18 protein-coding genes and 3 pseudogenes are annotated in these 22,262 nt (G+C 69.3%); 5 read left to right on the forward strand and 16 right to left on the reverse strand.

Annotated features, from left to right (window positions below):
• Nucleotides 1-8: 8 nt before the first annotated feature.
• From OG937_37755 to OG937_37780, 6 genes are all read right to left on the reverse strand, one after another.
• A complete protein-coding gene (locus tag OG937_37755; GenBank protein ID WUD77046.1) occupies nt 9-743 on the reverse strand; it encodes a DUF2236 domain-containing protein in 735 nt (244 codons plus the stop codon).
• Nucleotides 740-1,294: a hypothetical protein gene (locus tag OG937_37760; protein WUD77047.1), complete on the reverse strand. Its 555-nt coding sequence runs from the start codon at nt 1,292-1,294 to the stop codon at nt 740-742. Before OG937_37760 ends, OG937_37755 begins: the two co-directional genes overlap by 4 nt.
• 230 nt (nt 1,295-1,524) lie before the next feature.
• Nucleotides 1,525-1,713: a hypothetical protein gene (locus tag OG937_37765; GenBank protein WUD77048.1), complete on the reverse strand. Its 189-nt coding sequence runs from the start codon at nt 1,711-1,713 to the stop codon at nt 1,525-1,527.
• A 319-nt stretch (nt 1,714-2,032) separates the two neighbouring features.
• A complete protein-coding gene (locus OG937_37770) occupies nt 2,033-3,190 on the reverse strand; it encodes an RNA polymerase subunit sigma-24 (GenBank protein ID WUD77049.1) in 1,158 nt (385 codons plus the stop codon).
• A complete protein-coding gene (locus tag OG937_37775; GenBank protein ID WUD77050.1) occupies nt 3,187-3,594 on the reverse strand; it encodes a YciI family protein in 408 nt (135 codons plus the stop codon). Before OG937_37775 ends, OG937_37770 begins: the two co-directional genes overlap by 4 nt.
• A gap of 155 nt (nt 3,595-3,749) precedes the next feature.
• Nucleotides 3,750-4,118: a MarR family transcriptional regulator gene (locus OG937_37780; protein WUD77051.1), complete on the reverse strand. Its 369-nt coding sequence runs from the start codon at nt 4,116-4,118 to the stop codon at nt 3,750-3,752.
• A gap of 330 nt (nt 4,119-4,448) precedes the next feature.
• Here OG937_37780 and dxs point away from each other — a divergent pair, with 330 nt between their 5' ends.
• Both dxs and OG937_37790 read left to right on the forward strand, forming a co-directional pair.
• On the forward strand, nt 4,449-6,440 hold the full coding sequence (gene dxs, locus OG937_37785; GenBank protein WUD77052.1) for a 1-deoxy-D-xylulose-5-phosphate synthase: 1,992 nt from the start codon (nt 4,449-4,451) through the stop codon (nt 6,438-6,440).
• Nucleotides 6,440-7,519: a tellurite resistance/C4-dicarboxylate transporter family protein gene (locus tag OG937_37790; protein WUD77053.1), complete on the forward strand. Its 1,080-nt coding sequence runs from the start codon at nt 6,440-6,442 to the stop codon at nt 7,517-7,519. The genes dxs and OG937_37790 overlap by 1 nt, the downstream gene beginning before the upstream one ends.
• 90 nt (nt 7,520-7,609) lie before the next feature.
• Here the strand turns inward: OG937_37790 and OG937_37795 are convergent, their stop codons facing one another.
• From OG937_37795 to OG937_37825, 7 genes are all read right to left on the reverse strand, one after another.
• Nucleotides 7,610-8,446, reverse strand: a complete 837-nt coding sequence (locus OG937_37795; protein WUD77054.1) for a GNAT family N-acetyltransferase — start codon at nt 8,444-8,446, stop codon at nt 7,610-7,612.
• Entirely contained in the window at nt 8,443-9,351 is a 909-nt protein-coding gene (locus OG937_37800; protein ID WUD77055.1) for an alpha/beta hydrolase, read from the reverse strand. The genes OG937_37795 and OG937_37800 overlap by 4 nt, the downstream gene beginning before the upstream one ends.
• A gap of 35 nt (nt 9,352-9,386) precedes the next feature.
• Complete coding sequence (locus tag OG937_37805; GenBank protein WUD77056.1) at nt 9,387-10,364, reverse strand: sigma-70 family RNA polymerase sigma factor; 978 nt, start codon at nt 10,362-10,364, stop codon at nt 9,387-9,389.
• Nucleotides 10,365-11,145: 781 nt separating this feature from the next.
• Complete coding sequence (locus OG937_37810) at nt 11,146-11,778, reverse strand: SMI1/KNR4 family protein (protein WUD77057.1); 633 nt, start codon at nt 11,776-11,778, stop codon at nt 11,146-11,148.
• Between the two features lie 240 nt (nt 11,779-12,018).
• Nucleotides 12,019-12,636, reverse strand: coding sequence for a DUF6461 domain-containing protein (locus OG937_37815; protein ID WUD77058.1), 618 nt, complete (start codon nt 12,634-12,636; stop codon nt 12,019-12,021).
• Between the two features lie 241 nt (nt 12,637-12,877).
• On the reverse strand, nt 12,878-13,093 hold the full coding sequence (locus OG937_37820) for a hypothetical protein (protein WUD77059.1): 216 nt from the start codon (nt 13,091-13,093) through the stop codon (nt 12,878-12,880).
• A gap of 473 nt (nt 13,094-13,566) precedes the next feature.
• A complete protein-coding gene (locus tag OG937_37825) occupies nt 13,567-14,085 on the reverse strand; it encodes a hypothetical protein (protein WUD77060.1) in 519 nt (172 codons plus the stop codon).
• Between the two features lie 1,166 nt (nt 14,086-15,251).
• Here OG937_37825 and OG937_37830 point away from each other — a divergent pair.
• Both OG937_37830 and OG937_37835 read left to right on the forward strand, forming a co-directional pair.
• Nucleotides 15,252-15,788: a hypothetical protein gene (locus OG937_37830; protein WUD77061.1), complete on the forward strand. Its 537-nt coding sequence runs from the start codon at nt 15,252-15,254 to the stop codon at nt 15,786-15,788.
• 1,520 nt (nt 15,789-17,308) lie between these two features.
• Nucleotides 17,309-17,473, forward strand: a pseudogene (locus tag OG937_37835) (site-specific integrase).
• 228 nt (nt 17,474-17,701) lie between these two features.
• On the opposite strand, the gene OG937_37840 reads toward OG937_37835, so the two are convergent.
• The 3 genes and pseudogenes from OG937_37840 to OG937_37850 form a co-directional block, all read right to left on the reverse strand.
• Complete coding sequence (locus tag OG937_37840) at nt 17,702-18,676, reverse strand: aldo/keto reductase (protein WUD77062.1); 975 nt, start codon at nt 18,674-18,676, stop codon at nt 17,702-17,704.
• A 584-nt stretch (nt 18,677-19,260) separates the two neighbouring features.
• Nucleotides 19,261-19,344: pseudogene (locus OG937_37845) on the reverse strand (YfcE family phosphodiesterase).
• 1,325 nt (nt 19,345-20,669) lie between these two features.
• A pseudogene (locus tag OG937_37850) lies at nt 20,670-21,080 on the reverse strand (transposase).
• Between the two features lie 91 nt (nt 21,081-21,171).
• Here OG937_37850 and OG937_37855 point away from each other — a divergent pair.
• Nucleotides 21,172-22,173: an LD-carboxypeptidase gene (locus tag OG937_37855; GenBank protein ID WUD77063.1), complete on the forward strand. Its 1,002-nt coding sequence runs from the start codon at nt 21,172-21,174 to the stop codon at nt 22,171-22,173.
• Nucleotides 22,174-22,262: the final 89 nt, after the last annotated feature.

The raw sequence follows: 22,262 nt of genomic DNA on the forward strand, positions 1-22,262 counted from the left end.
GTCGGCCCTCAGGGGGACGCGCCGTCGCGGCCCAGGTACCGGCGAAGCAGGCGCCCGGCCAGCGCTGTCGTGCGGGGCCGGTCGGGGATGCTCAGGGCGGGGCCGGCCGTGCCCATCAACGCCTCGGCGAGCAGCGGTCCGATCCCGGAGAAGGGTCCGGGCAGGCGCTCCGCGAAGATCTGACGGGAGGCGGCCCACAGCGCCAGGCCGTCGGGCGTCTCCCGGAAGAAGCGCTGCTCGTAGGCGTCCTGGGCGTCGGCGAGCTCGCGGTACGTCGCGGGGATCGGCCGGATGCCCAGCCGGTGCCCGACCAGCGTGTAGAAGGCGTGGGCGGACTCCTCCTCGGCCGCCGTGGGGCGGCGCGGTCCGTAGGCGGCCATGAACCGCAGCGGGTGGACGCAGAACAGACCGAGCACGTAAACGAAGGCGTCTTTGTCGACGGGCAGTTCGCGGTGGACGCGGCGCAGGCGCTCCAGGACCTGGGCGGACACCTCGCCGTCGGGTCCTTCCTCGATCAGCTGGAAGAGGGCGGCCCCGGTGGCCTTGGCGCGCACCATCGGCTGCCCGGTGATCCTGCCCGTGGACATCAGCACGCACGCGATGGACGGCACGGCGAAGCACCGGTAGAAGGCCAGGTTCAGACCGAGCTTCCAGGCCCGCGGGAACGCGCGGGTGAGAGCCTGGTACTCACTCCAGGCGGCCTCGCCGGCAGCCTGGGTGCTGTGCGGGCCGGAATCCCTCACCTCTTCCGGGTCCTCCGCCACTCCACTTCCTCGGCGGGGACCGGTGCCTGGATCTTGTACACGTCGCCGACCCGCAGATTGTCGGGCGTGCCGTACTCGCCGTAGGTGCCGATGACCGAGACGGCCACGTGGGAACCGGGCTGCCAGAAAGTACGGAAGTACGGGGCGTTCGCAGGGATTTCGGGGATCTCCAGCAGGGGGACACCACGCCGGTCCAGCAGGCGTCGGAGCTTGTCGAAGCGAAGCCTGGGAGTGAACCTGCCGTATCTGGCGCGCATTTCGGCGTTGACCAGCGTGCGATCGCGGAACGCCAGTCGGTGCACGTGCAAGCTGAAGTGGTGCCCCGACCAGGGTTCGCCAGCGGCATCCCGGTTCCAGTAGAACTCGACGAGACCGTAGTCACGGCAGATGCTGAGGGAGCCGAAGGCGTTCTCGGCGAAATCCGGGCCGAGGACCTCGGTCACGCGGTCGGGAGAATCCGCGGGGCCCACGCCGAGCACGGTGCCTGTGGTGATGACGTCCATGTAGAACGCCAGGGAGTACGGCGTCACAGGCTGATCCCCGATGTGGTGTGTCCGGCGCGACGTGGGGAGACCCTACTCCACCACGGCCGCCGCACCACCAGGGGCCGGAAGTGACGAACGGGTCCTCGCCGCGATGGAGCGGCGGGGACCCGCGGATGGCGATGAGACCTCGACAGGTCAGCGGGTGGTACCGCCGGCCTGGAGAAGACGCATTGCGTGTGGGGTGGCGTCCGCGCCGTCAGCTGCGGGAGCCACCGTCAGTCACCGTAGTCGCCGCCGTCGTCACCGTCGTCGCCCCCGCCGTCGTCGTCACCGCCGCCGTCGTCGGCGACCACGGAGACCGTGCTCTGAGGGTGGTCGGCTGCGACGGCGGCGGACGTCGAGCCGGCCGTTCCGGCCAGTGCGGCGGCGGCAGCCACGGTGGCGATCAGTGTCTTGCGCCTCATGATGGCGTGTCCTTCCGTGCATGTCGGTAGTTGCCACGGTCGCCCGGCGCGAGAGCAACGCTGAGGTACTGAAGAGACCATCAATACCGCCCGGAACGAGCCGGCACACCGGCCCCCGGCCTACGAGGGCCACCGGGCTCCCGTGGATGGATCGGCCACGGCCCATCGCGGGCAGCGGCCTGCAGCCACAGCCCCGTCCCGAGGGCCCATTCGGCACGTGCGGAAACGGGGCCTATCTCCAGAGTGCGCCCATGTCGGCCGAGATTCATCCCGGCACCGGTCTCCGGGCCGGAGCACCGGCTACCGCTTCCACCTATCGTCAGCCACCACGCCGGGAGTTGAGGCGGGCGGCCTGGCGCGTCAGATGGTCGCGCTCGGCGAGGTTGGGTGCCTTGCGGGCCGCCTCGGCGTAAAGCCGTGCCGCCGTCGTCAGGTCGCCGTCACGCTCGTGGAGGTAGGCCGCCACCGCGGTGTACCGGGGAAGCGAGTCGTCCAGCGCCGCGAGCGCCGCCAGCCCGGCGCGCGGTCCGTCGGCCTCGCCGACGGCGACCGCGCGGTTGAGGCGGACGACCGGGCTGTCGGTCAGGAGTGTCAGCTCGTCGTACCACTCGACGATCTGCACCCAGTCGGTCTCCTCGGCGGTGGGCGCGTCGGCGTGCAGTGCCGCGATGGCGGCCTGCGCCTGGAACTCGCCGAGCCGGTCGCGGGCGAGCGCCGCCTGCAGGATCCCGACGCCCTCGGCGATGGCCCCGGTGTCCCACTGGCCGCGGTCCTGTTCGGCGAGCGGCACCAGGCTGCCGTCGGGCGCGGTCCGGGCGGCCCGCCGGGCGTGGTGGAGCAGCATGAGGGCGAGCAGCCCCGCCACCTCGGGGTGGTCGATCGCGGCCGCGAGCTGCCGGGTGAGGCGGATGGCCTCGGCGGCGAGGTCGACGTCGCCGGAGTAGCCCTCGTTGAAGACCAGGTAGAGGACGCGCAGCACGGTGGCGACGTCGCCGGGCTGGTCGAACCGCACGCCGGAGACGGTGCGTTTGGCCCGGCTGATGCGCTGCGCCATGGTCGCCTCGGGCACCAGATACGCCCGGGCGATCTGGCGGGTCGTCAGCCCGCCCACGGCGCGCAGCGTGAGCGCGACCGCGGACGAGGGCGTCAGTGACGGGTGGGCGCACAGGAAGTACAGCTGGAGCGTGTCGTCGGCCGCGGGCGTGGGCCCGGGGTCCGGTTCCCGGTCGACGAGGTCCTCGCGGCGGCGGCGGGCGGTGTCCGCCCGCGTCGCGTCCAGGAACCGGCGCCAGGCCACGGTGACCAGCCAGCCCTTGGGGTCCCTGGGCGGGTCGGCCGGCCAGACGCGGACGGCCTCGACCAGCGCGTCCTGGACGGCGTCCTCGGCCGCCGCGAAGTCGGCTCCGCGGCGGACGAGGATGGCGAGGACGCCCGGCGTGAGGCTGCGGAGCCGTGCCTCGTCGATGGGGGTGGTCATTCGGTGATGGTGGGCGGGGCGGCGAGGAAGGGGCGGAGTTCGAGCCATTCGTGGATGGGCCTGCCGCCGGCGCCGGGGGCGGCGGAGAGTTCTCCGGCGAGTTCGACGGCACGGTCGTAGGTGTCGACGTCGATGACCATCCAGCCGGCGATGAGGTCCTTGGTCTCGGCGAAGGGGCCGTCGGTGACGGGCGGGCGGCCTTCGCCGTCGTAGCGGACCCAGGTGCCTTCGGGGGCGAGGGCCTGGCCGTCGACGAACTCGCCGGTCTTCTCCAGGCGGGCGGCGAAGTCCTGCATGTACCGGACGTGGTCGGAGATCTCCTGGGGCGTCCACTGGTCCATGCACACGTCGTTCACGGCGGCCGGTGCGCCGCGGTAGTGCTTGAGGAGCAGGTACTTGGCCATCGTGGTTCTCCCTGGTGCCGGTGCGACCCATTGTGGTCGCCTTCACCCCGGGGACGGAGCCGGCCACGGGTTCTCGACATGACCGCCCAAGATTTTTCCGGGGCTCGTCGACAGGCTTCGGTGTGCCCTGCTGACGACCGCTGCGGGTACAACGGTCACAGGACGAAATGCCGGCGCAGCCGCTCGTGTGCGGCCCGCTCGGCGTCGGTGAACCTGGCACGTCCTGCCTCGGTCAGGGTCACTTCGATCGTTCTGCGATCTCCGGGCCCACGACTGCGTTCGACGAGTCCTGCCGCCTCCAGGCCTGTGAGGAGGGAGGCGATCCGGGTCCGCGTCTCGCGCAGGAGCGCCGTCAGCCGCGTCAGGGGCACGGGCCGGCCCTCCGCTTCCGCGAGGGCCCCGAGAATGAGGTAGTCGTGGAGCGACAGGCCGTGCGTCCCCCGCAGTTCGCCGTGCAGGAGACCCAGGCTCCACAGGATGGGCGGAGGTTGCCGTGTGGCGGTGGCCGGATGGCGGTCGGTCATGCTTCTTCCCCGGGGTGGGTTCACCGGCCGCGAGTTCGCGGCACTACACACATAACGGGGCTTCCCCACGCAGCTGATGGCGGAACGGGGGACAAGAAGCCCTCGGATCAGGACACCGCGTCGTCCGTGCGCGCTCCGTGACGCGGCGACGGGCGGCCCGCGGGCGGCCGCCGGGCCGATGTCCTGATGTGAGGCCGCCGTGGCACGCAGGACCGTCCGTTCCCGTGCCCTCCCGGATCTACCGTCGTCAAGGCGATGGGGCCGCACAGGTCGGTCCGAGCGGCGGGTGCATCCGCCGACGGCACAGCGGCATCGATGAGGAGCAGCGGCATGAGCCTGCTGGCAGGGATCAACCGGCCCGCGGACCTGAGGGGCCTGAGCCATCCGGAACTGGTCAGGCTCGCCGGGGAGATCCGCGAGTTCCTGATCCGGCACGTCGCGGCCACGGGCGGCCATCTGGGGCCCAACCTCGGCGTGGTGGAGCTGACGCTGGCACTGCACCGGGTCTTCGACTCCCCGCGTGACCGGCTGCTGTGGGACGTCGGGCACCAGGCGTACGTCCACAAGATCGTGACGGGGCGGGCCGGTGAGTTCACCGGCCTGCGGCAGCGCGGCGGCCTGTCGGGGTACCCCAGCCGGGAGGAGTCCGCGCACGACCACATCGAGCACTCCCACGCGTCGGCGGCCCTGTCGTACGCCGACGGCATGGCCAAGGCCGGACAGCTCGCGGGACGGGCGGACCGGCACATCGTCGCCGTCGTCGGCGACGGAGCGCTCACCGGCGGGCTGGCCTGGGAGGCCCTGAACAACATCGCGGAGGCCCCCGACCGGCCCGTGGTGATCGTCGTCAACGACAACGGCCGTTCGTACGCACCGACCGTGGGCGGACTCGCGCGGCACCTGGCGGCCCTGCGCACCCACGCCGGCTACGAGCGTCTGGCGGGCTGGGGCAAACAGGCCCTCGGCGGTGCCGGGACGCCCGGGCGGGCGCTGCACCGCACCCTGCACGCCGCCAAGGAGGGCATCAAGGAGGGGCTGCGGGCGGGCCTCGCAGACGGCTCCACCGACGCCGTGACGCCGCACTCGCTCTTTGGCGCGCTGGGCCTGCACTACCTCGGCCCGGTCGACGGCCACGACATCCCCGCCCTGGAAGCGGCCCTGGAGCGGGCCAAGGCCCATGGCGCGCCCGTCGTTGTCCACTGCATCACGCGCAAAGGGCTCGGATACGCGCCCGCCGAGGAGGACGAGGAGGACCATCTGCACGGCATCGGTGCCATCGACCCGCAGACGGGGCGTCCCCTGCGGCCCGCCGTTCCGACCTGGTCGGCGGTGTTCGGCCGGGAAATGGTGGAGCTGGCGGACGCGCACCCGGACCTCGTGGCGATCACCGCGGCCATGCCCGGCTCGGTCGGTCTGAACGACTTCGCCGCACGCTATCCGGCACGGTTCTTCGACGTCGGTATCGCCGAGCAGCACGCGGTCGCCTCGGCCGCCGGGATGGCCATGGCGGGACTGCACCCGGTGATCGCCCTCTACGGCACCTTCTTGAACCGCGCACTCGACCAGGTGCTGATGGACCTCGCCCTGCACCGTCTCGGTGCGACCCTCGTACTCGACCGGTCCGGGGTCACCGGTGACGACGGACCCAGCCACAACGGGCTGTGGGACCTGGCGATGCTCCAGGCCGTTCCCGGCCTGCGGATCGCGGCTCCCCGTGACGCGCACACGCTGCGGCAGCAGTTGCGGCAGGCCGTCGCGATCACGGACGCGCCGACGGTCCTGCGCTACCCGCGGGGCGCGGTCGGGCCGGAGATCCCGGCGGCCGGTCGCGTCGGTGCGGTCGACGTCCTGCGTGAGGCGGCCCCCGGTTCCGGCGGCGTCCTGCTGATCGCCGTCGGGACGATGGTCCCGGTCGCCCTCGAAGCGGCGGGGCTCTGCGCCGAGCGTGGTGTGGAGGTCACGGTGGTGGACCCGCTGTGGGTCAAGCCGCTGCCCGGAGAGCTGCCCGCCCTCGCCGCCGAGCACGCCCTGGTCGTCACGGTCGAGGACGGCCTGCGTACCGGGGGAGTGGGCACCGCGGTGGGCCAGGCCCTGCAGGAGGCCGGCATCCGCACCCCGGTGCGTGCCCTGGGGGTGGCCGACGGGTTTCCCCGGCAGGCCACGCGCGCCGAGATCCTCGCGGAAGCGGGACTGACCGCACAGGCCGTCGCGGAGAGTGTCATGGAGGCCCTGGCGCGGGCTGCCGTCACCGTGCCCGAAAGACGACGAAATGCACATACCAGTAAAATGCTGCTACCGCGTCAGCGGCCGGAGGATGCGTGATGGCCAAGAGCATCTGCCGCAGGACCGATGAGACGGCGCCTTCCGGGCGCCGCGCGGCCCTCTCCGCCGCGGTGGGCGACCTCAACGCCGGTGCGCTCGCGTTCGTCATGGGCACCGGCATCGTCTCCACCGCCCTGTACGTCAACGGCGCCGGCACCGCCTCCGCCGTACTGCTGTGGGTGGCACTGGCCGGGTTCGCGGTACTGCTGCCCGCCTACGGCTGGCGGCTGCTGCGGCAGCGCGAGCGGTTCGTCGCGGATTTCCTGGGGCCGCGCGCCTTCGCGTTCCTCACCGTCGCCATCTCCGCCAACGTGCTGGCCGCGCGCCTCGCGCCGGACGGCCACACCGCGGTCGCATGGGCGTTCCTGGCGTTCGGGGTACTGGGGTGGGTGGTGCTGGACTACGGCATTCCGCTCGCGCTCATCACCACCCTGAAACGGGGCCCCTCGTTCGACCAGGTGAACGGCACCTGGTTCCTGTGGGCGGTGGGATCGGAGTCGGTGGCGGTCGCGGCGGCCGCGCTGGCCCGGGTGACCCCCGGCAACGTCCTGCCGGTGCTGGCGGTGGTGTGCTGGGCCGTCGGCCTGGTGCAGTACCTGCTGACCGCCGCCATCGTCCTGGCCAGGCTGCTGGCCCGGCCGGTCCGTCCGGAAGGCCTCATGACGTCCGTCTGGATCTTCATGGGGGCGGCGGCGATCGCCGTCCTTGCCGCAGTGCGGTTGATGGCACTCCCCGTGGGCAGCACCATGCTGTCGCGCCCGCTCCTCGTCGGGTCGTCCGTCGTCCTGTGGTCGTTCTCCAGCTGGCTCATCCCCCTTCTGCTGGCCCTGGGCGTATGGCGGCACGCGCTGCGCCGCATTCCGCTGCGCTACGAGCTCGGCTGGTGGAACCTCGTCTTCCCGGTCGGCATGTACGCGGTCACCACGCACGAGCTGGGACGCGCGACCGGAACGTCGTGGATGACGAGCATGGGCCGCTGGGAGGTCTGGATCGCCGCGGCGTTCTGGGCCGTGGTGTTCGCCGCCATGGCGGCCGCCAAGCTACGGCCCCGCCGCCCGGTTCCCGCGACGCTGCCGTAGGCGTGCAGCCGACAGCCGGACCCGGCCGGCCGAAGACGCCCGCGCTCAGGTTCCGGGCCTGACCGCGCGCGTCCGGCCTTTCCGGTCGGGCTACCCGCCCCACACCCAGGTGACCCGCTCGTACAGCGGCTCGAAGCCGGCGCGCTTCATGTTGTGCAGGGACGTGTTGTGGTCGCGGGGGCCCTCCGCCCCGGTCTCGGCGACGAGCCATCGGCAGCCTGCTTCGTGGGCCGCCTGGGCGCGGGCGGTGAGCAGTGCCGACTGGGCGCCGCGGCCGCGCCATTCCGGCAGCGTCGCTCCGCCGAACATGTCGGCACAGTCACCGTTCACGAAGATGCTGCCGACCGCGACGATGCGTTCACCCTCCCAGACGGCGTACTGCCGCCAGTTCGGCCTGCCCACGCATGCCGCGGCCATGTCGATCATGGCCGGCGTGGCGAAGCCGAAGGTCGTCATCATCACGGTGGCCCACTCGCGTGCCTGGTCACGCTCGACGAGGCCGACGCGCAGGTCCGGGTCGAGCGCGGCGACACCGTCGGTCCCGGCCAGTACGGTCGCGACGTCACAGCCGAGCTTGGCGAAACGGGTGCCCTCGGTGAGGTTCCACTTCTGCGCGGTCGAGGCCCAATCCGACGGCAGCACTGACGGCGCGATCATGAACGAGCCCTGGGGCACGCCCTGAGCGCGGTAGAAGTCGCACACCTGCTCCACGATGTCCGCCGTGACCGGCTCGGCAGGCCCGAACCCCCCGGCCCGGTTGAAGAAGCGGCTCGGGTCCTCGCGAACCGCGAGCGCCCGCGCGGAGCCGAACTGCCGCGCGCCGACGCCCAGGGCGCTGAGCACGTCGGCCGGCGCGCCTGTCACGAAGTCGGTATATGCCTTGATCTCGGTCTCTTCGGCCAGGCCGGTCGGCACGGTGGTGCTCACGCTTGGTTCCCCTTGTCGGTGGTGGTGACGAAGTCGAGCACGGCGGCGACGAACCGCTCGGTCTCCTCGATGTGCCCGAAGTGGCCGCTCGCGGTCAGCTCGCACAGCCGCGCGTCCGGCATGCCGGCGTGGATCTCGTAGGCGAAGCGGGGCGGGCAGATGAAGTCGTGGGTGCCGACGATCACCAGGGCCGGCGCCTGGATCGTGCCGAGCCGGTCCCGTACGTCCCAGTCGGCCGGGAGCCGATTCGGGTCATGGGTCGCCCGCAAGGTGGGCGTGCCCACCTGCGCGACCGTCGCGCGGTAGTCGGCGAAGTAGGCGGGCAGGAGGGTGCCGAGGTAGCGCTCCTTCGACGCGTCGTCGACGACCCCCAGCGTCCCCGACAGCCGGGCCTCCCACACCCGCCCCGCCTCGGCCGCCTCGGGCCGGTCCGGCCAGCGCTGGACGAACACGGCCATCTCCTTGGACGCCGCCTCCATCAGTTCCGGCCCGTACACGGCCGCGGTGTCGTACAGGATCAGCCCGTCGAGGCGGTCGGGGTGCTCGAGGCCGAACTGCAGCGCGACGAAACCGCCGTGCGAGTGGCCGAGGACGTAGGCGGTCGGCGCCCCGAGGTCGTCGAGTACGGCCGCGGCGAAGCGCGCGTAGCGGGACGTGGAGTAGTCCCCGTCCGGCAGCAGGTCGCTGTCGCCCGATCCGACGGGGTCCAGGTAGACCATGGTCAGATGCGGTTCCAGTGCGGGTACGCGCAGGTACTCAGGGTGCACACCGGGGCCTCCGGAGTGCACGAGGCACACCGGCCCGTCACCCGCGACCCGGTAGACCTGGCGCACGCCGTCGACCACGACGGTGCGCACCTCGGCAGCACGCTCGCCGTGCTCCGCCTCGTGATGGATAGCTTTCATACCCACACGATGCGGTGGACCCCGGAAAGGTTCGATCAGCCTTCAAGATTGTTTGCGAGGCCGGCCCGGCGGCGGCGCGGGTGGTACAGGCGCAGCCTGTCGTCACCCTTCCGGTCCAGGTGATGCACCCAGACCACGCTGGGCGGGCAGTGGAACGGGTCCTCCGGCGGGCTGATGATGGCCGCCTCCCAGATGACCACCTCGCGACCGGCCACCACGTTCAGCAGCTTCTGGCGGACGCCGTCGGAAACGTCGCGGGCGAAGGAGAACCCCAGGTAGGCGAGGTCCGTGTGCTTGCCGGTCGGCCACGTCACCTCCAGCCGGGGTGACCGCCACTCCGTCCACGCCGAGGCGAGCTCGCCGCGGTGGCCCGCCAGCATGGTCTCCTCGGCCAGACGGCGGTGCCGCGCGGTGCGTGAGGTGGCGTCGTCGTGGACCTGGTCGCCCATGCTCACCAGGGCACCGGCCAGCTTCGTACGCGCTTGGCTGAGCCTGCTGCGCACGGTGCCGACGGGGGTGCCGCACAGCAGCGCGATCTCCTCGTAGGAGGTGACGTCCGTGAAGTAGCGCAGCATGGTCACCAACCGCAGCGCGGGTGACAGCTTCTCCAGCGCACTCCAGATCCAGTCCTGCAGCACGTGCTCGTCCAGCACGTCCGCCGGATCGGGCGGGCCGCCCGAGCGGTCCATGGCGACGAACCCCTCGAGCTCGGCCACCGGCACCGCCGACTTCTTGCGCAGCTGGGCACGGCAGACGTTGCGGACCACCATGCGCAGCCACGGGCCGACGGCGTCCGGATCCCGCAGATCCCCGATGCGCCGCAGCGCGATGAGCGCCGCCTCCTGCACCGCGTCCTCGACATCCGGGCTGTGACCCAGCATGGCGAGGGCGACTCCGTGCATGGTCGCCTGATGCCTGGCGAGCAGCAGCCCCAGGGAACCCGCATCGCCTGCCTGAGCGGCCCGCACCAGCTCGAAGTCCGGCGGCGCCCCGCTCAAGATCAGATCACTCATATCGTAACCATTGAAGCAGAACGACCTCGCGCCTCGGATTCGTCGCCCGCGTCTCACAGTGTCCCGCTCGACCACGGCGGGAGCCTTCTCGCACTTGGACTGCCCGGGCGTCCGCATCAGCGCCGGGGGAGGAGGCGAGCCCCCATCCGCGCCGCCACCGCCCTGCGCAAGGATCAGCTGCCCGGGATGCTGTCAGGGGAGGCGGTCGTTGGGTGCGTGGCATGTGGCGTGGATACCCGATCCGAAAGGATGGGGGGACGCGCCCAGCGGAGGGTGCGCTGGAAGTACCGGACTTGCCGGAAGCGGTGGCTCGGATCGGGTTGCGGCCAGGTGATCCGGTCTTCAGTAGGCCGGACGGCATGGTCGATGCCGATCTACTGCATCCGGTTTCAGGTGAACCCTGGCCTGGCGTATCGCCCGCCGGCCAGGCGACCTGATCGCGCTCGCGATCCAGTACGGCCACAACTGATCATCGGTGGCCGTGACCGCGTTTGGCACCCGTGAGCGCTGGTCATCATCGAATGCCCTTCCACGGTTCTGGGCGGCCCGGGAGGGCCCTCGCGCGTTAGGGGACTCTGCATGGTCAGCCTGGTGGTCACGGTCATCGAGGATGTCCAGGTCGGAGCGGCCTTGAAGAGACCCCGGCTCAGCCGGCTATCTCGACCCCGACGAACCGCCGTTGACCGTGGCTGACCGCCCGATGTGGCACGGCTGTGGCTCGCCGTCCCTCCTGTCAGACCCGTCAAGCGCCTGGGCCTACCTGCCTTGCACGACCTGGGTGTCACCAGTCGCCTCGGAAGCGGCGGTACTCGTCGTTCATCAGGTCCCAGAAGGACTGGTATCGGACTGCGCCGGGCAGCCAATGGGCGACGAACCAGGCTTCCCACTCGCCGTCTGCCGTGACCACGCATGGGTTGAGGAGGTAGACCTCGGTGGCCTCGGGCGTGTGGCTGATCTTCAGGGTATGCGGCACGTACTCGGTGCGTATCGAGACCGGGTCCTGGGCCTCGCCGTAGACGAAGTACTCCTCGTCATCGACCCGTGCGCCGTTGGCCCCGTCTGCCTCGCTCCAGATCGCCACCAGTTCGGGGTCGAGGTCCCGGGTCCAGCCGACCTCTTGGGCCGACAGGATCCGCTCGATGTCGGAGGTCGTGTTGAGCCAGCCGTCACTGGTCAGCAAGAACTGCCGGTAGCTCGCCGGCAGTACGGTGCGCAGGCGGTCCTCAAGCGCGCCGACCTCCTCGACGCCGGCACCCGCCCGACCCAACCAACGGGCCCGGCGCACTTCCTCGGAAAACGGCTCGGCCCGTTCCTGTTCGTGCAACACCGGATCGAGCCACTCATCACTCCAGCGCTGTAGCAACTCCCGCCACGCGTAGGACTGCCCACCATCTTGGCCTCGTACGTCGCTCACAGCGGAAGGCTAGAGGGCAGTGACGCCAAACCTTGCGCGGCCACTTCAAGCAGGTGGGCTGATACCTGCTTTAGGAGTTCGTTCACAGCTACGCGCGCGCTGCCGCGCTGCAACTACGAGGGCACAAGGTAGGCCCCCTGCAACCGCTAGGGTCCACGTGTGTACGGCGCTGTTGCCGTCACCTTCTGCCGTCAGGAGCCGCAGAGCACCCGTATCCCGTTCGGGCCAGCCTAGATCCGGTCAGCCGCTGGGTATCGGAGCCAGGCCCTCGATGAACTGGGTGCTCTTCAGAAATTCCGGAGTCAGCCGGATCCCGGTGACGCGCTCGGCGAGAGCGAAGGTGGCAGCGGTGACCACGTCCAGGTCATCTGGGCTTCCTTCCTCCGTGGCGAAGCCCACCTCGCGCATGGCTGTCACCAAGCTCTCGGGGTCGCTGCCGTCTCGGTGGTAGGGAAACAGCGGCTCGAAGTGCAGCCTTGGCTTGCCGTTCTCGAACCAGTTGAAATGATCGACCGCGTTGACATTCCGAAAGTGGGACACGACCGTGCGCCCGGCTGACAGGTGCGACAGTGCTCCGTCGAGCGTCCCGATGTAGCCGTTGGGTTCCACCATCACCGTCCAGCCGTGGAGGGGCGCCACTCCGAGGTAACCATGGGTGCCCTCGTGTACCTGGGCCGTTTCGTAGGCGTGCTCGTCCAGCGTTGCCACTCCAATGCCGTGCCCTCGCACCTCGGCCTTGAGTACTTGGAGCACCTCCGCTGGCGTGATCCCGCGCACCAGCGTGATGCAGTACGCCTCGGCAAGGCGGGCAAAGTCCGCTTCGAACCAGTGGTAATCGTCGGCGGTGGCATTCGTCATGGCGCAAGCGTCCCACCCTCCGATCCGGTGGCATCCATCCTGGCCGACCCCCGTGGCACGTGGCACGGCTGTGGCATGGACCAATCTCCGACTATCCACTGCGAGCCGACTCTGATGCCTGTCCGGCATGGTGGAGCAATAGTCACGACTTATAGGTGAGCTGTGTAGCTTGGGTCGTTGCCTGGCTCCCTGGACTGGGTGATGCTGGTCCGACTGGTGTTGGAACCCAGCGTGTCCCGCCTCAGTCCTTGACCGGTTCCCATTGAATGGGCTCAGCTCCGCGCAGGTAGAGCATGTACCCCGCATCCTCCATGTCCACATCCTCCACGTTCACGTCCCACCTCTCCGGTGGGACGACGTAGAGTCCTGCGGTGGGTGCGGGAGCCCAGCCGAGGTTGCGTGGAGGGTCGTACTCCTCGTAGTGCCCCACGTAGAGTCGGGTCGGCGGGATGGACACGGCACAGAGGCCAGCACCGCCGGCACGACGTGGAGTCGGAAGACTGGGAGCTCAATGCCGTGGTCTGTCACGTCGCGAGCCTACTGACCTGCTGTACGACCAAGAGGTGGAGGTTCTTGCGGAGTTCGAAGGCCGTGACCTCGGAGCGGTACTCCTCCTACTCCTGCTGCTTGTTGCGTAGGAAGCGATTCGGGCTTCTGTCGACCTGAGGTCACCTGGGCAAGCAGCCCTGTGGCCTGCGGTTAGTGTGCCAATGGTTGTCAGGGTTGGCCGCCCTTGGCCGCCCTCGGACGGCCCAGAGACGGCCCCGCGATGCTGCTCGTCTTGCTGGGCGACATCCGCTTTAGGAGTTCGATCACTGACCGTCTACGAGAGCTGCATGCGCGTTCGCGTACGTCGCCTGTGGGTGCCGGAGTATGTTGGCGTACGCCCTCGTTGGTGTCAGGCGCAGATGTCAGCAGCGCCTGGATCCGTCAGCCTCTAGGCACATTGACGCAGGGGCACGGCTTCCACTTCGCTGGCACTTCGTCAGGGGCGAATCGCAGAATGGGCGCACCCTGATAGCCGCGGCGAAATAGATCACACTCTTCGGTGGCGTGATAGCAGTCGCTTGTGTTCGTGGTGATGACCTCAACCAGAGGATCGAACGTCCACGATCCGGGACGCGTGTACTGGCCATACCACGTGCGGAGGCCCGCTGCGATCGCGCCGTCCTTCGCTCCCCGACTGGTGAGCGTGTTGACCCCGCAGGCCTTGGCGAACTCGTAGACGTCGAAGTTGGGGTCCGAGTAACCCAGTGTCTGTGCGGCGACCCACATAACGTTGGTACGAACGCGGTCGGTCTCCTTCTCGGAGAGGACCTGCTCGGTACGCTTTGAGTCTGAGTCCCCAGCGCGACTATGGCCCGCTCGGTCGATGCGATAGGGAGCGTCCGACCAGTCATGCTGCGCGATCTCGGCCGCGAGTTCTTGAGCAAGACGGCTAAGAGCCATGTTGTCCTCCGACAGGACGTGAGCGAAGCCGCCCCCCGACGGGGCAGCCGCTATGAACGTACACCTGCTGTGCGCCGAGGGGCGAGGAACCTGTCAGGCCCTGCCGCGGTCTCAGTAGCCGAAGAAGTGACCAGGGGGTCCGCTGACTTGGGCCTGCCTAGGCGATCAACGCTGTGACCTGTGATCGAGTGGTCAACGGTTGTCAGCGTTGGTCGTCGTTGTGCGCCCTTGGACGGACGGCCCAGCGACGGCCCCGGCCGCGCGCCTGTGCCGTCTCCGGTTCGTGCAATCTTGAACCTGTGGCCGCTTTCTTATCAGGTCGATCAACGGGCACCGGCGTCCGGGTTGATCCGCACCCGTGGTGAGCGTACGTGCCGCCGTGTTGGTGTCAGCGGTGGACGTCAGCGTGAGCAGCGGCCTTGACACGCTCTTGTTAGCCGCGTCATCGCCGTGCCCACTGTCGCAGCCTGCTGATGGCACGTTCTTTGGGGAGGCGAGTTGCCGAGAATTCACCGGGGCTCGTCATGAACACCGTCAGAGGGGTCCATCGCTTGCGTCCGTTGCGAGCTGTCCACCTCACCGCAGGGAAGTCCGTGATTTCCGAGATGCGCTCTCGGTCGATTACCCGCGTGCGCAGGTAGCCACGGACCATCATCCGTGAGTGTTCATACGTCACGCCGAGTCGATATCCCCGCACTGCAAGTACACCGAACCCGATCACGGCCAAACTGCCCACGAGCCGCAGCATCCCGCGGTCGGCTTGTGCTGTGTACGCGATACTGACAACCGCCGGAACGACTCCGAGGATGCTGTTTCCCAGGCGGTTAAGGGTCGACGGTGATAGATCCATGACGTTCCTCGGGTGGTCGCATCAACCGGCGCAGCCTACAGTCGGTGGTCCGCGCGACGTCATGGCACCAGTTTGGAAGACTGAGGCTCCGGATAGCCCCTGAGCTGCACCGACGTGGACCTGGACGAACGCCGGATTCTGTCCGTGGTTCCCCGCCGTTCCCCGCTCGGCCCCGTCGTGTCTGGCACGGCTGTGGCACGTCGATGCGAACCGGCACCCGTCTGACGCGCAGCGCCCCGGCAGATAGACCGCGAAACGCGTCATGCATCATTCTTCGGGCGGCGCTGGACGGCGCTGCGGAACGAAGGACCAGAACATGCCCGATCGACTCGGACCCCTTGCGTTCACCGACGGGGAGTGGGTGATCGGTGATCCCGCTGGAGACCATGTAAGGCTGAGGGGGGACGGTCTCTCGCACTGGGTGGGGGGCGTCGAGACTCAGCAGATTCCGTGGGCGCGCGTGATGGACATCGCGCTCGACGTCCAGCCTCACCGGCGCGACCACTCGAAGAGGCTGCGGAAGGTTGCGGTGATCCTGTCTTGGCTTGGCCAGCCGACCGAGCACGTGGGGCTCCCCGCTTCCGTCGGGGGGCTTGCGCGCTGTCCCTATGAAGAGTGGAGCGCGGACTTCACCCACCATGCCTACCGGTACCCCCGGCGGGAGATCACCGCAGCTTGCAAGCTACTCGACGAGGTAGCGACCAGCGGCCGAGTCGCGCATCTCGGCGACCCCGAGTGGCTCACCGCGGTTATCCATAAGCTGAGCGGCCACCGGTACGGCTCACGCGCACGCTTCCCCCGCAAGCGAGCAATCCGAGAGGTCCTGGAAGCTGGCCCGGACCGCCGCCTGTGACCGTCATTTGCTCGCAGCCCCTACGGCCGGCACCCGGCAGACATCCTTCGGACCGCCCGGAGGTCATCCACCAGTCAGTTCTTCTGGAAGTAGTGTGCTGCTCCTGCCACCTGCGGTGCGATTGTCGATCATCCCTCTGAGCTGGATCGCGACTGTCGAGGATTGTCATCGTTGCGTGTCGTCGGTTCGCCTCGCACGGTTCCACGACGGCCCGAAGCCAATGTGTCGAGCTCGGCCCAGGGCTCCCTGATCGGCGATAGCCCCCCTATCCCGTGGCGAAGCAGCAGTGGCACCGCGACTGCCAAGGAGGCGGGGTTGGCTACTGCGTGAAACGGCAGCGGTACACGGGCGCTGCGATCGGGATTCTCTTCGGAATCGAGCGGCGTGCACAGCCATCCCCCATCGCGCCGCCAGAACAAGATGAGCCCGTTTGCCCATGTCGCTCGGGACAGACCAGGAGCTCCGTCTGTCCACCAAAATGCGGTTCCGGCCGCCTCTTCCCACCGCTCACATGGTGCGTGACCCACGGTCTCAAGGGCGTTGACCACGGCATCGGCGTACCGACGCCCCTCCCAGAACCCCAGAACCGCATATGGCTCAGTCATTCAGTCATCCCCACGGGGCTTCTTCCGCTCTTACCGCCGGCACTGGCTGCACGCTACCGCGCGGGCGTTGGCGCGATCTTTGGCCGGTTGCCTGCCCGGGCCGGGTCGAGCATGGCCAGGGGGCCATACGCCGGCCGCGAATCGGGCTGGCTCCTGCCTGCCCGCAACAAGCCCGATCGGCCCCCTGGTCTTGCTCGACGTCGGGTGCCGGACCGGGGAGGTGGCTAAAGATCGTGTCGGCGCCCGCCCCAGCCACCGCGGTTCTGACCTCATGCCCCCGGGCCAACCCTGCGGGCGTCTTGATGAAGTAGAGAAAGTCTTACCACGCTGCGATCGCTTCATGATCGTCTAGGGCGGACGTCAGGCGTCACCTGACGCCAGACCGTCAAGCCCCAACCGCGCACGACAGAGATCCGGTGCTCTTGCACCGCGCTGACCTCCGCCTGTGAGGTGGTCGGTCCATCTCGGGGGTGTGGGAAGATGCTGTCCATGACTTGCATCCGAAGGGGCCGTGCCGCGTAGAAGACCAGCTTCGCTTCGACCGCGAGATCGCGGATGGGGAGGACCCTGGATTCGTTATCGCGATGTCCCGGGTCTGTCGGGGGCGGCGAATGCTGCCATCCGTGTGCTCGAACGGGAGCGGTTGTCTCCGGGCATCGTGTCAGTGGCAGTGAGTGTGTGGTCTGTGCGCGTTCACGGCACCAAGCGCCGATGGAGGTGCTGGGAGTCCGAGTTCACGTGCCCATGCTGTGGCGAGGGCTGGGCCCGGGACAAGCTGCAAGAGGCTCTGCTTCTGCTTTCACCGCGGGCCGCCACCGAACTCCGAGTGCAGGTCGAACGCCTCGACGCGGTCCTTCTCGGACGAACGCACCACGAGCCCCTGGCGGAGCCGGATTTGGCGTGGTGGCATCGCAGGTGCTGACCGCGGCCGGCATCGCGCCCCGCGTGGTGATGGAGATCCTCGGGCACTCCCAGATCGCCGTCACGATGAACGTCTACACGCACGTCGTGCAGGACACCCAGCGCGAGGCCGTGAGCCACATGGACCGGCTACTGCGGAGGCGTCCCGGCCGTGAGTGAGCGTGGCCGTTGATGTCAGCCGTGGATGTCAGAAGCCATCTGATCCGTAGCTCCAAGTGGATCGGGCGGGGAGTTCCCATCGTGCTCGATGGCCGGCCTCTCCAGGGAACCCGTATGGCCGGGGTTTCTTACCTGGGGTTACGCAAGGCACGCCACGAGGGCGCGGTATTGCCCCGCGCCCTCGTGGTCATTCTTGGTCGCTGCCGGTTGGCACCAGGGGCGGTCCGTTCAGTAGCGGGCGCCGACGGGGGCCGGGATCGCGTTGAGGTCGGCGAGGTCGGCCGGGGACAGGTGGACGTCGGCGGCGCCGGCGTTGTCGGCCAGGTACTTCGGGGTTTTGGTGCCGGGGATGGGGACGACGTGCGGGCCCTGGGCGACGAGCCAGGCGAGGGCGACCTGGGCGGGGGTGGCGCCGGCTCGGTCGGCGACCTCGCGGACCTTGGCGGCGATGTCGAGGTTGGCCCGCAGGTTGTCGTCCTGGAAGCGCGGCAGGCGCCGTCGCTGGTCGTTCTCCGGCAGTTCGTCGAAGGAGGCGAAGCGGCCGGCGAGGAAGCCGCGGCCCAGGGGCGAGTAGGGCAGCAGGCCGATGCCGTGCTGGGTGCAGTAGGGCAGGACCTCGGCCCGGACGTCGCGGGTCCACAGGGAGAACTCGGACTGCACGGTCGTGACCGGGTGGATGGCTTGGGCGCGCTGGATCTGCTCGACGTTGACCTCGGAAAGGCCCAGGTGGAGGGCCTTGCCGGCGGTGACGGCCTCGGCCATGGCGCCCCAGGTCTCCTCGATCGGGACGTCGGGGTCGACGCGGTGGAGCTGGTAGAGCTCGACGTGGTCGGTGCCCAGGCGGCGCAGGCTGGCGTCGATGGCGGCGCGGATGTGTTCGGGCCGGGCGTTGGGCTTGACCAGCGGTGAGCCGCCGGGGCCGCCGGTGGGGTCGATGGACTCCAGTCCGACCTTGGTGGCGAGGACGGCACGGTCGCGGTGGCCTGCCAGGGCGCGGCCGAGGAGTTCCTCGTTGGTGTAGGGGCCGTAGACGTCGGCGGTGTCGATCAGGGTCACGCCCAGGTCGAGGGCCTGGTGGATGACGGAGACGGAGGTGGCCTCGTCACGCGGGGTGGCCATGTCATAGGCGAAGCTCATGCCCATGGCGCCCAGGCCGATGACGCCGGCCTCAGGTCCGTGGGCGCCCAGGGTGGTAGTACGCATGCCGGTGTTCTGCCTTCGTGTCGGATCGGAGCGATGCTACGACCGGTGCTGGCTCGGCGACCGGTCGACTACTTCGAACGTAGGGGGCCGGGCAGGGGGAATCAAAGGCCGACAGGCCTTGGATCGGAACCTGCTTCCTCGCACCTGATAGGCCTGGACTCCCAGTACACGTCGGCGCTGAACTCGGGAGCGATCGGACCGTCCCAGACCGCAGTGGGGAACGGCCTATCTTGGATCCGGCCAGGCGAGTGGTACACGGGAAGTGCCATCGTCGCGCAGCCCGGACGGCGTGACACGCAAGCAACAAGGTCGGTGGAACGGCCTTGGCCGGGAGCTGTTTCGGCGCGAGTGATCATGGCCCCGTAAGCTTCCGGCGCGTCGGGCAGTCGGTGGACACCGACAGAACAAGCTTAGAGGCTCATTGTCAGTGTCCGCCCGTACGCTCAGGCTCGTGAACCTTGATGATCTTGAGTGGCAGTCACGGACACTCGGCGGAATATCTCCTCGCCTGGTCACCATGCTGGTGGAGCGGGGGGAGGTGGAGCTGCTGGTTCAGGCATCGGAGCAGGGGGAATGGTTCTGCGCCCAGGCAGCCGCAGCCCGCCCGGCGCCGTGCTGTCCCAGGGGATGTGGCTGTGCCCGAAGACCAGGACGTCCAGGTCGGGGAACGGCTCGCGAGCTGTCCCGGGCGGGCGAGGCCGAGCGAGCCCTGGACGTGCTGGAGCCGTTCATCGAGGCCGGGTGGAATCGGGCGCGCTGGGAGAGGGCCGAGGTCCTGTTCGAGGCCGGGAAAGTACAGCAGGCGCTGGACGCCGTCCGCCCGGACGAGGACGGCCTTGCCTCGCAGTGGGTGTGCCACGACTTCGCGGAACTGCTGGCCAAGGCGGGGAGGCTGGACGAGGCCATCGCCGTACTCACGCCGCACCTGGACAGCAGGTGGATCCTGTCCACCCTCGTCGAGCTGACAGAGGGCCAGGGTCGTGATGAGCAGGTCCTGGAGCTGATCGCGCCGCGAGCTCAGCGGGCCCGCAGCGCCCGCGGCGAGGAGCGATGGGGTTTGCGCCCCAGCAACGCGCAAGACCTCCAAGCCCAGGTCCTGGAGCGTGCGGGCCGGGTCGACGAGGCCGTACGGATACTTGGGGCAGACATCGCAGCCGGGCACTTCGTCGTCCGGAACACACTGATCGCCTACGCCGAGCTCCTGCGGCGCCACGGGCGCCTGGAGGAACTGCGCGTGCTGGGCACCGGGGCGCGTGCGAGTGACACGCTCGCGTGCTACGCGCGGGCGCTCGAAGACGACGGGCAGGCAGATGAGGCCGAGGCCGTGCTGCGGCGTTTCATCGCGGCCGCCGAGTATCCGGACCGGTTCCGCTGGCCTCTGATCGAACTGCTGGGCCGCCAGGGCCGGATCGAGGAAGCCGTCGAGGTGGGTCGCCCGACGTTCGAGTACCACGATGCCTGCCTCTTCGAAGGCATCATCCACCTGCTCCATGAAGCCGGACGGCTGGACGACGCCCTGGCGCTCCTCGACGAGCGCAGTGCCGAGTTCGCCGAAGAGCACCCGTCCTGGTTCGGCCCGAACCGGATCTGGCTGCTGGGCGAGGCCGGCCGACGCGAGGAGGCCCTCGCCTACGCCGAGACGCTGCCGCCGGACATGTACGGCCTGACGGTCAGCAAGGCGTGGATCCTGGAAGACATGGGGCGCCTTGAGGAGGCTCTCGCCCTGCTGCGGGCGGACGCCGAACTTCTGCCGTCGGAAGTGGCCGAGCCGCTCATCCGGCATGGCCGCGCCGCCGAAGCCATCGCCGGAATGCCCTCCCTCGCCGAACATCACGCGGCCAGCCGCCGGCGGGACGCGGCCATTCAGGCCGACCGCGGCCCCAACGACCCTCCCTTCTAGCAGGACTCCGTTGGGCCCGTCTTGATCTCGGTGTTGTGTGCGTGCGCTTGGGGAGGGGTTGCTGGCAGGCGGTGCAGATGCCGGTCCAGCACCTCAAGACGTCCTGGAGGGTGTCGAGGAGGTGGTAGAGGGTGAGGCCGGCGCTGGCGCTTTTGGGGACAGGCGTTGTTCGGTGAGGAAGGCGTGGGCGGCGGTCACGAGGGTGACGTGATGGTGCCGGCCCGGCCGGTAACGCCCTCGAAGTGGTCCAGACCTAGGCCGTGCTTGAGTTCGCGGTAGTCGTGCTCAACGCGCCAGCGGGACCTTGGCCAGCCGGACCAGCCCCGGCATCGGCGTGTCAGCGGGCAGGTTGGACAGCCAGCAGTCGGTGGGAGCCTCGGCGCCAGCGGGCCATTCGATCAGGAGCCAGCAGTCGGGCAGGACGCCCTCCCACCAGCCCTCTTCCGCCGAAACGGCGGCTCGGATCGGGCGTTCGACCGCTTGGCCGGCGGGTCGGACACGCATGCATGCATCCGCAGGGAGAGGGGCCTGCGCCGGGGCGGGCGACCGGCGAAAGTCGCGTGACCCTGCCCATGGCACCGGCGACACTGACGCCATGACTGGTTCTGCACGGCCTCAACTGCTTCGACCGCATGCCCTGAGGCCCGGAGACCTCGTTGTCATCGCATCGCTGTCCGGTCCGCTGCCAGCCGCTTACGAGCCCAACGTCGAGCGGACGGTGGTCGTGCTCGAGCGGATGGGATTCCGCGTGCGTCGGGCTCCGCTACTCGAAGTAGGACGCCGCCATTGGTGGAGCGCGGCCACGCCGGCGGTCATCGCCGGGGAACTCAATGGTCTTCTGCGTGATCCTGAGGTGCGCGCGATCGTCGCGAGTGACGGCGGCCAGACGGCGCTCGGCTACCTTGACCTGATCGACGTCGAGGCGATCAGAGCCGACCCCAAGCCGATCCTCGGCTACAGCGACATCTCGCTGCTGCATCTCGTGCTCTACGCGCGCACGGGTCTGGTCGGGTTCCATGCCGACATGGCCGTCCCTGGCTTCGGCGGACACTGGCAGTCCGCGCCCGTGGCGCGCCAAGCGGAACTCGAGAAGCTTTACTCCAGGTTGCTGACCGGTACCGAGGCGATCGGAGCGCTTCCCGCGAGCCCGTCGTGGGAGTGCTGGCGTCCCGGTCGTGTCGAAGGTCGGCTGATCGGCGGGGTGATCAATCGCATCGTGCTGGCGCAGGCGACGCGTTTCGCGCTGCCGCTCGAATGGTTCGACGGTGCGGTGCTGTTCTGGGAGGAGATGGGCGGCACGGCATCGTACGTGTGGAGCTATCTGCAGGTGATGCGGCACTCCGGCATCCTCGACCGGATCTCCGGCATGGTCGTGGGCGTGCCGCGCGAGATCAGTGGACTCGAGCCCGGAGCGTCCCCTAGCCTGCCCGAGATCGTCCTCGACGTCCTCGGCGACCGTGACATCCCGGTCCTGGGCAACGTCGAGTTCGGGCATGCCGGGCCGAATCTGCCGATGCCGGTCGGTATCCGCGTCGGCCTCGATGCGCGGCAGCGGACGTTGTCGCTGCTCGAACCGGCGGTGGGCCGCACGCGATGACGGGACCGGTCAGCCGAGCAGCGTGGATCAGTGGGACGACGGCCCCCGGCAGCGCCCCCTGGGCCAACTCACGCTTCGGTGACCGCCGC

Source organism: Streptomyces sp. NBC_00510 (genome assembly GCA_036013505.1).
Classification (GTDB): Bacteria; Actinomycetota; Actinomycetes; order Streptomycetales; family Streptomycetaceae; genus Actinacidiphila.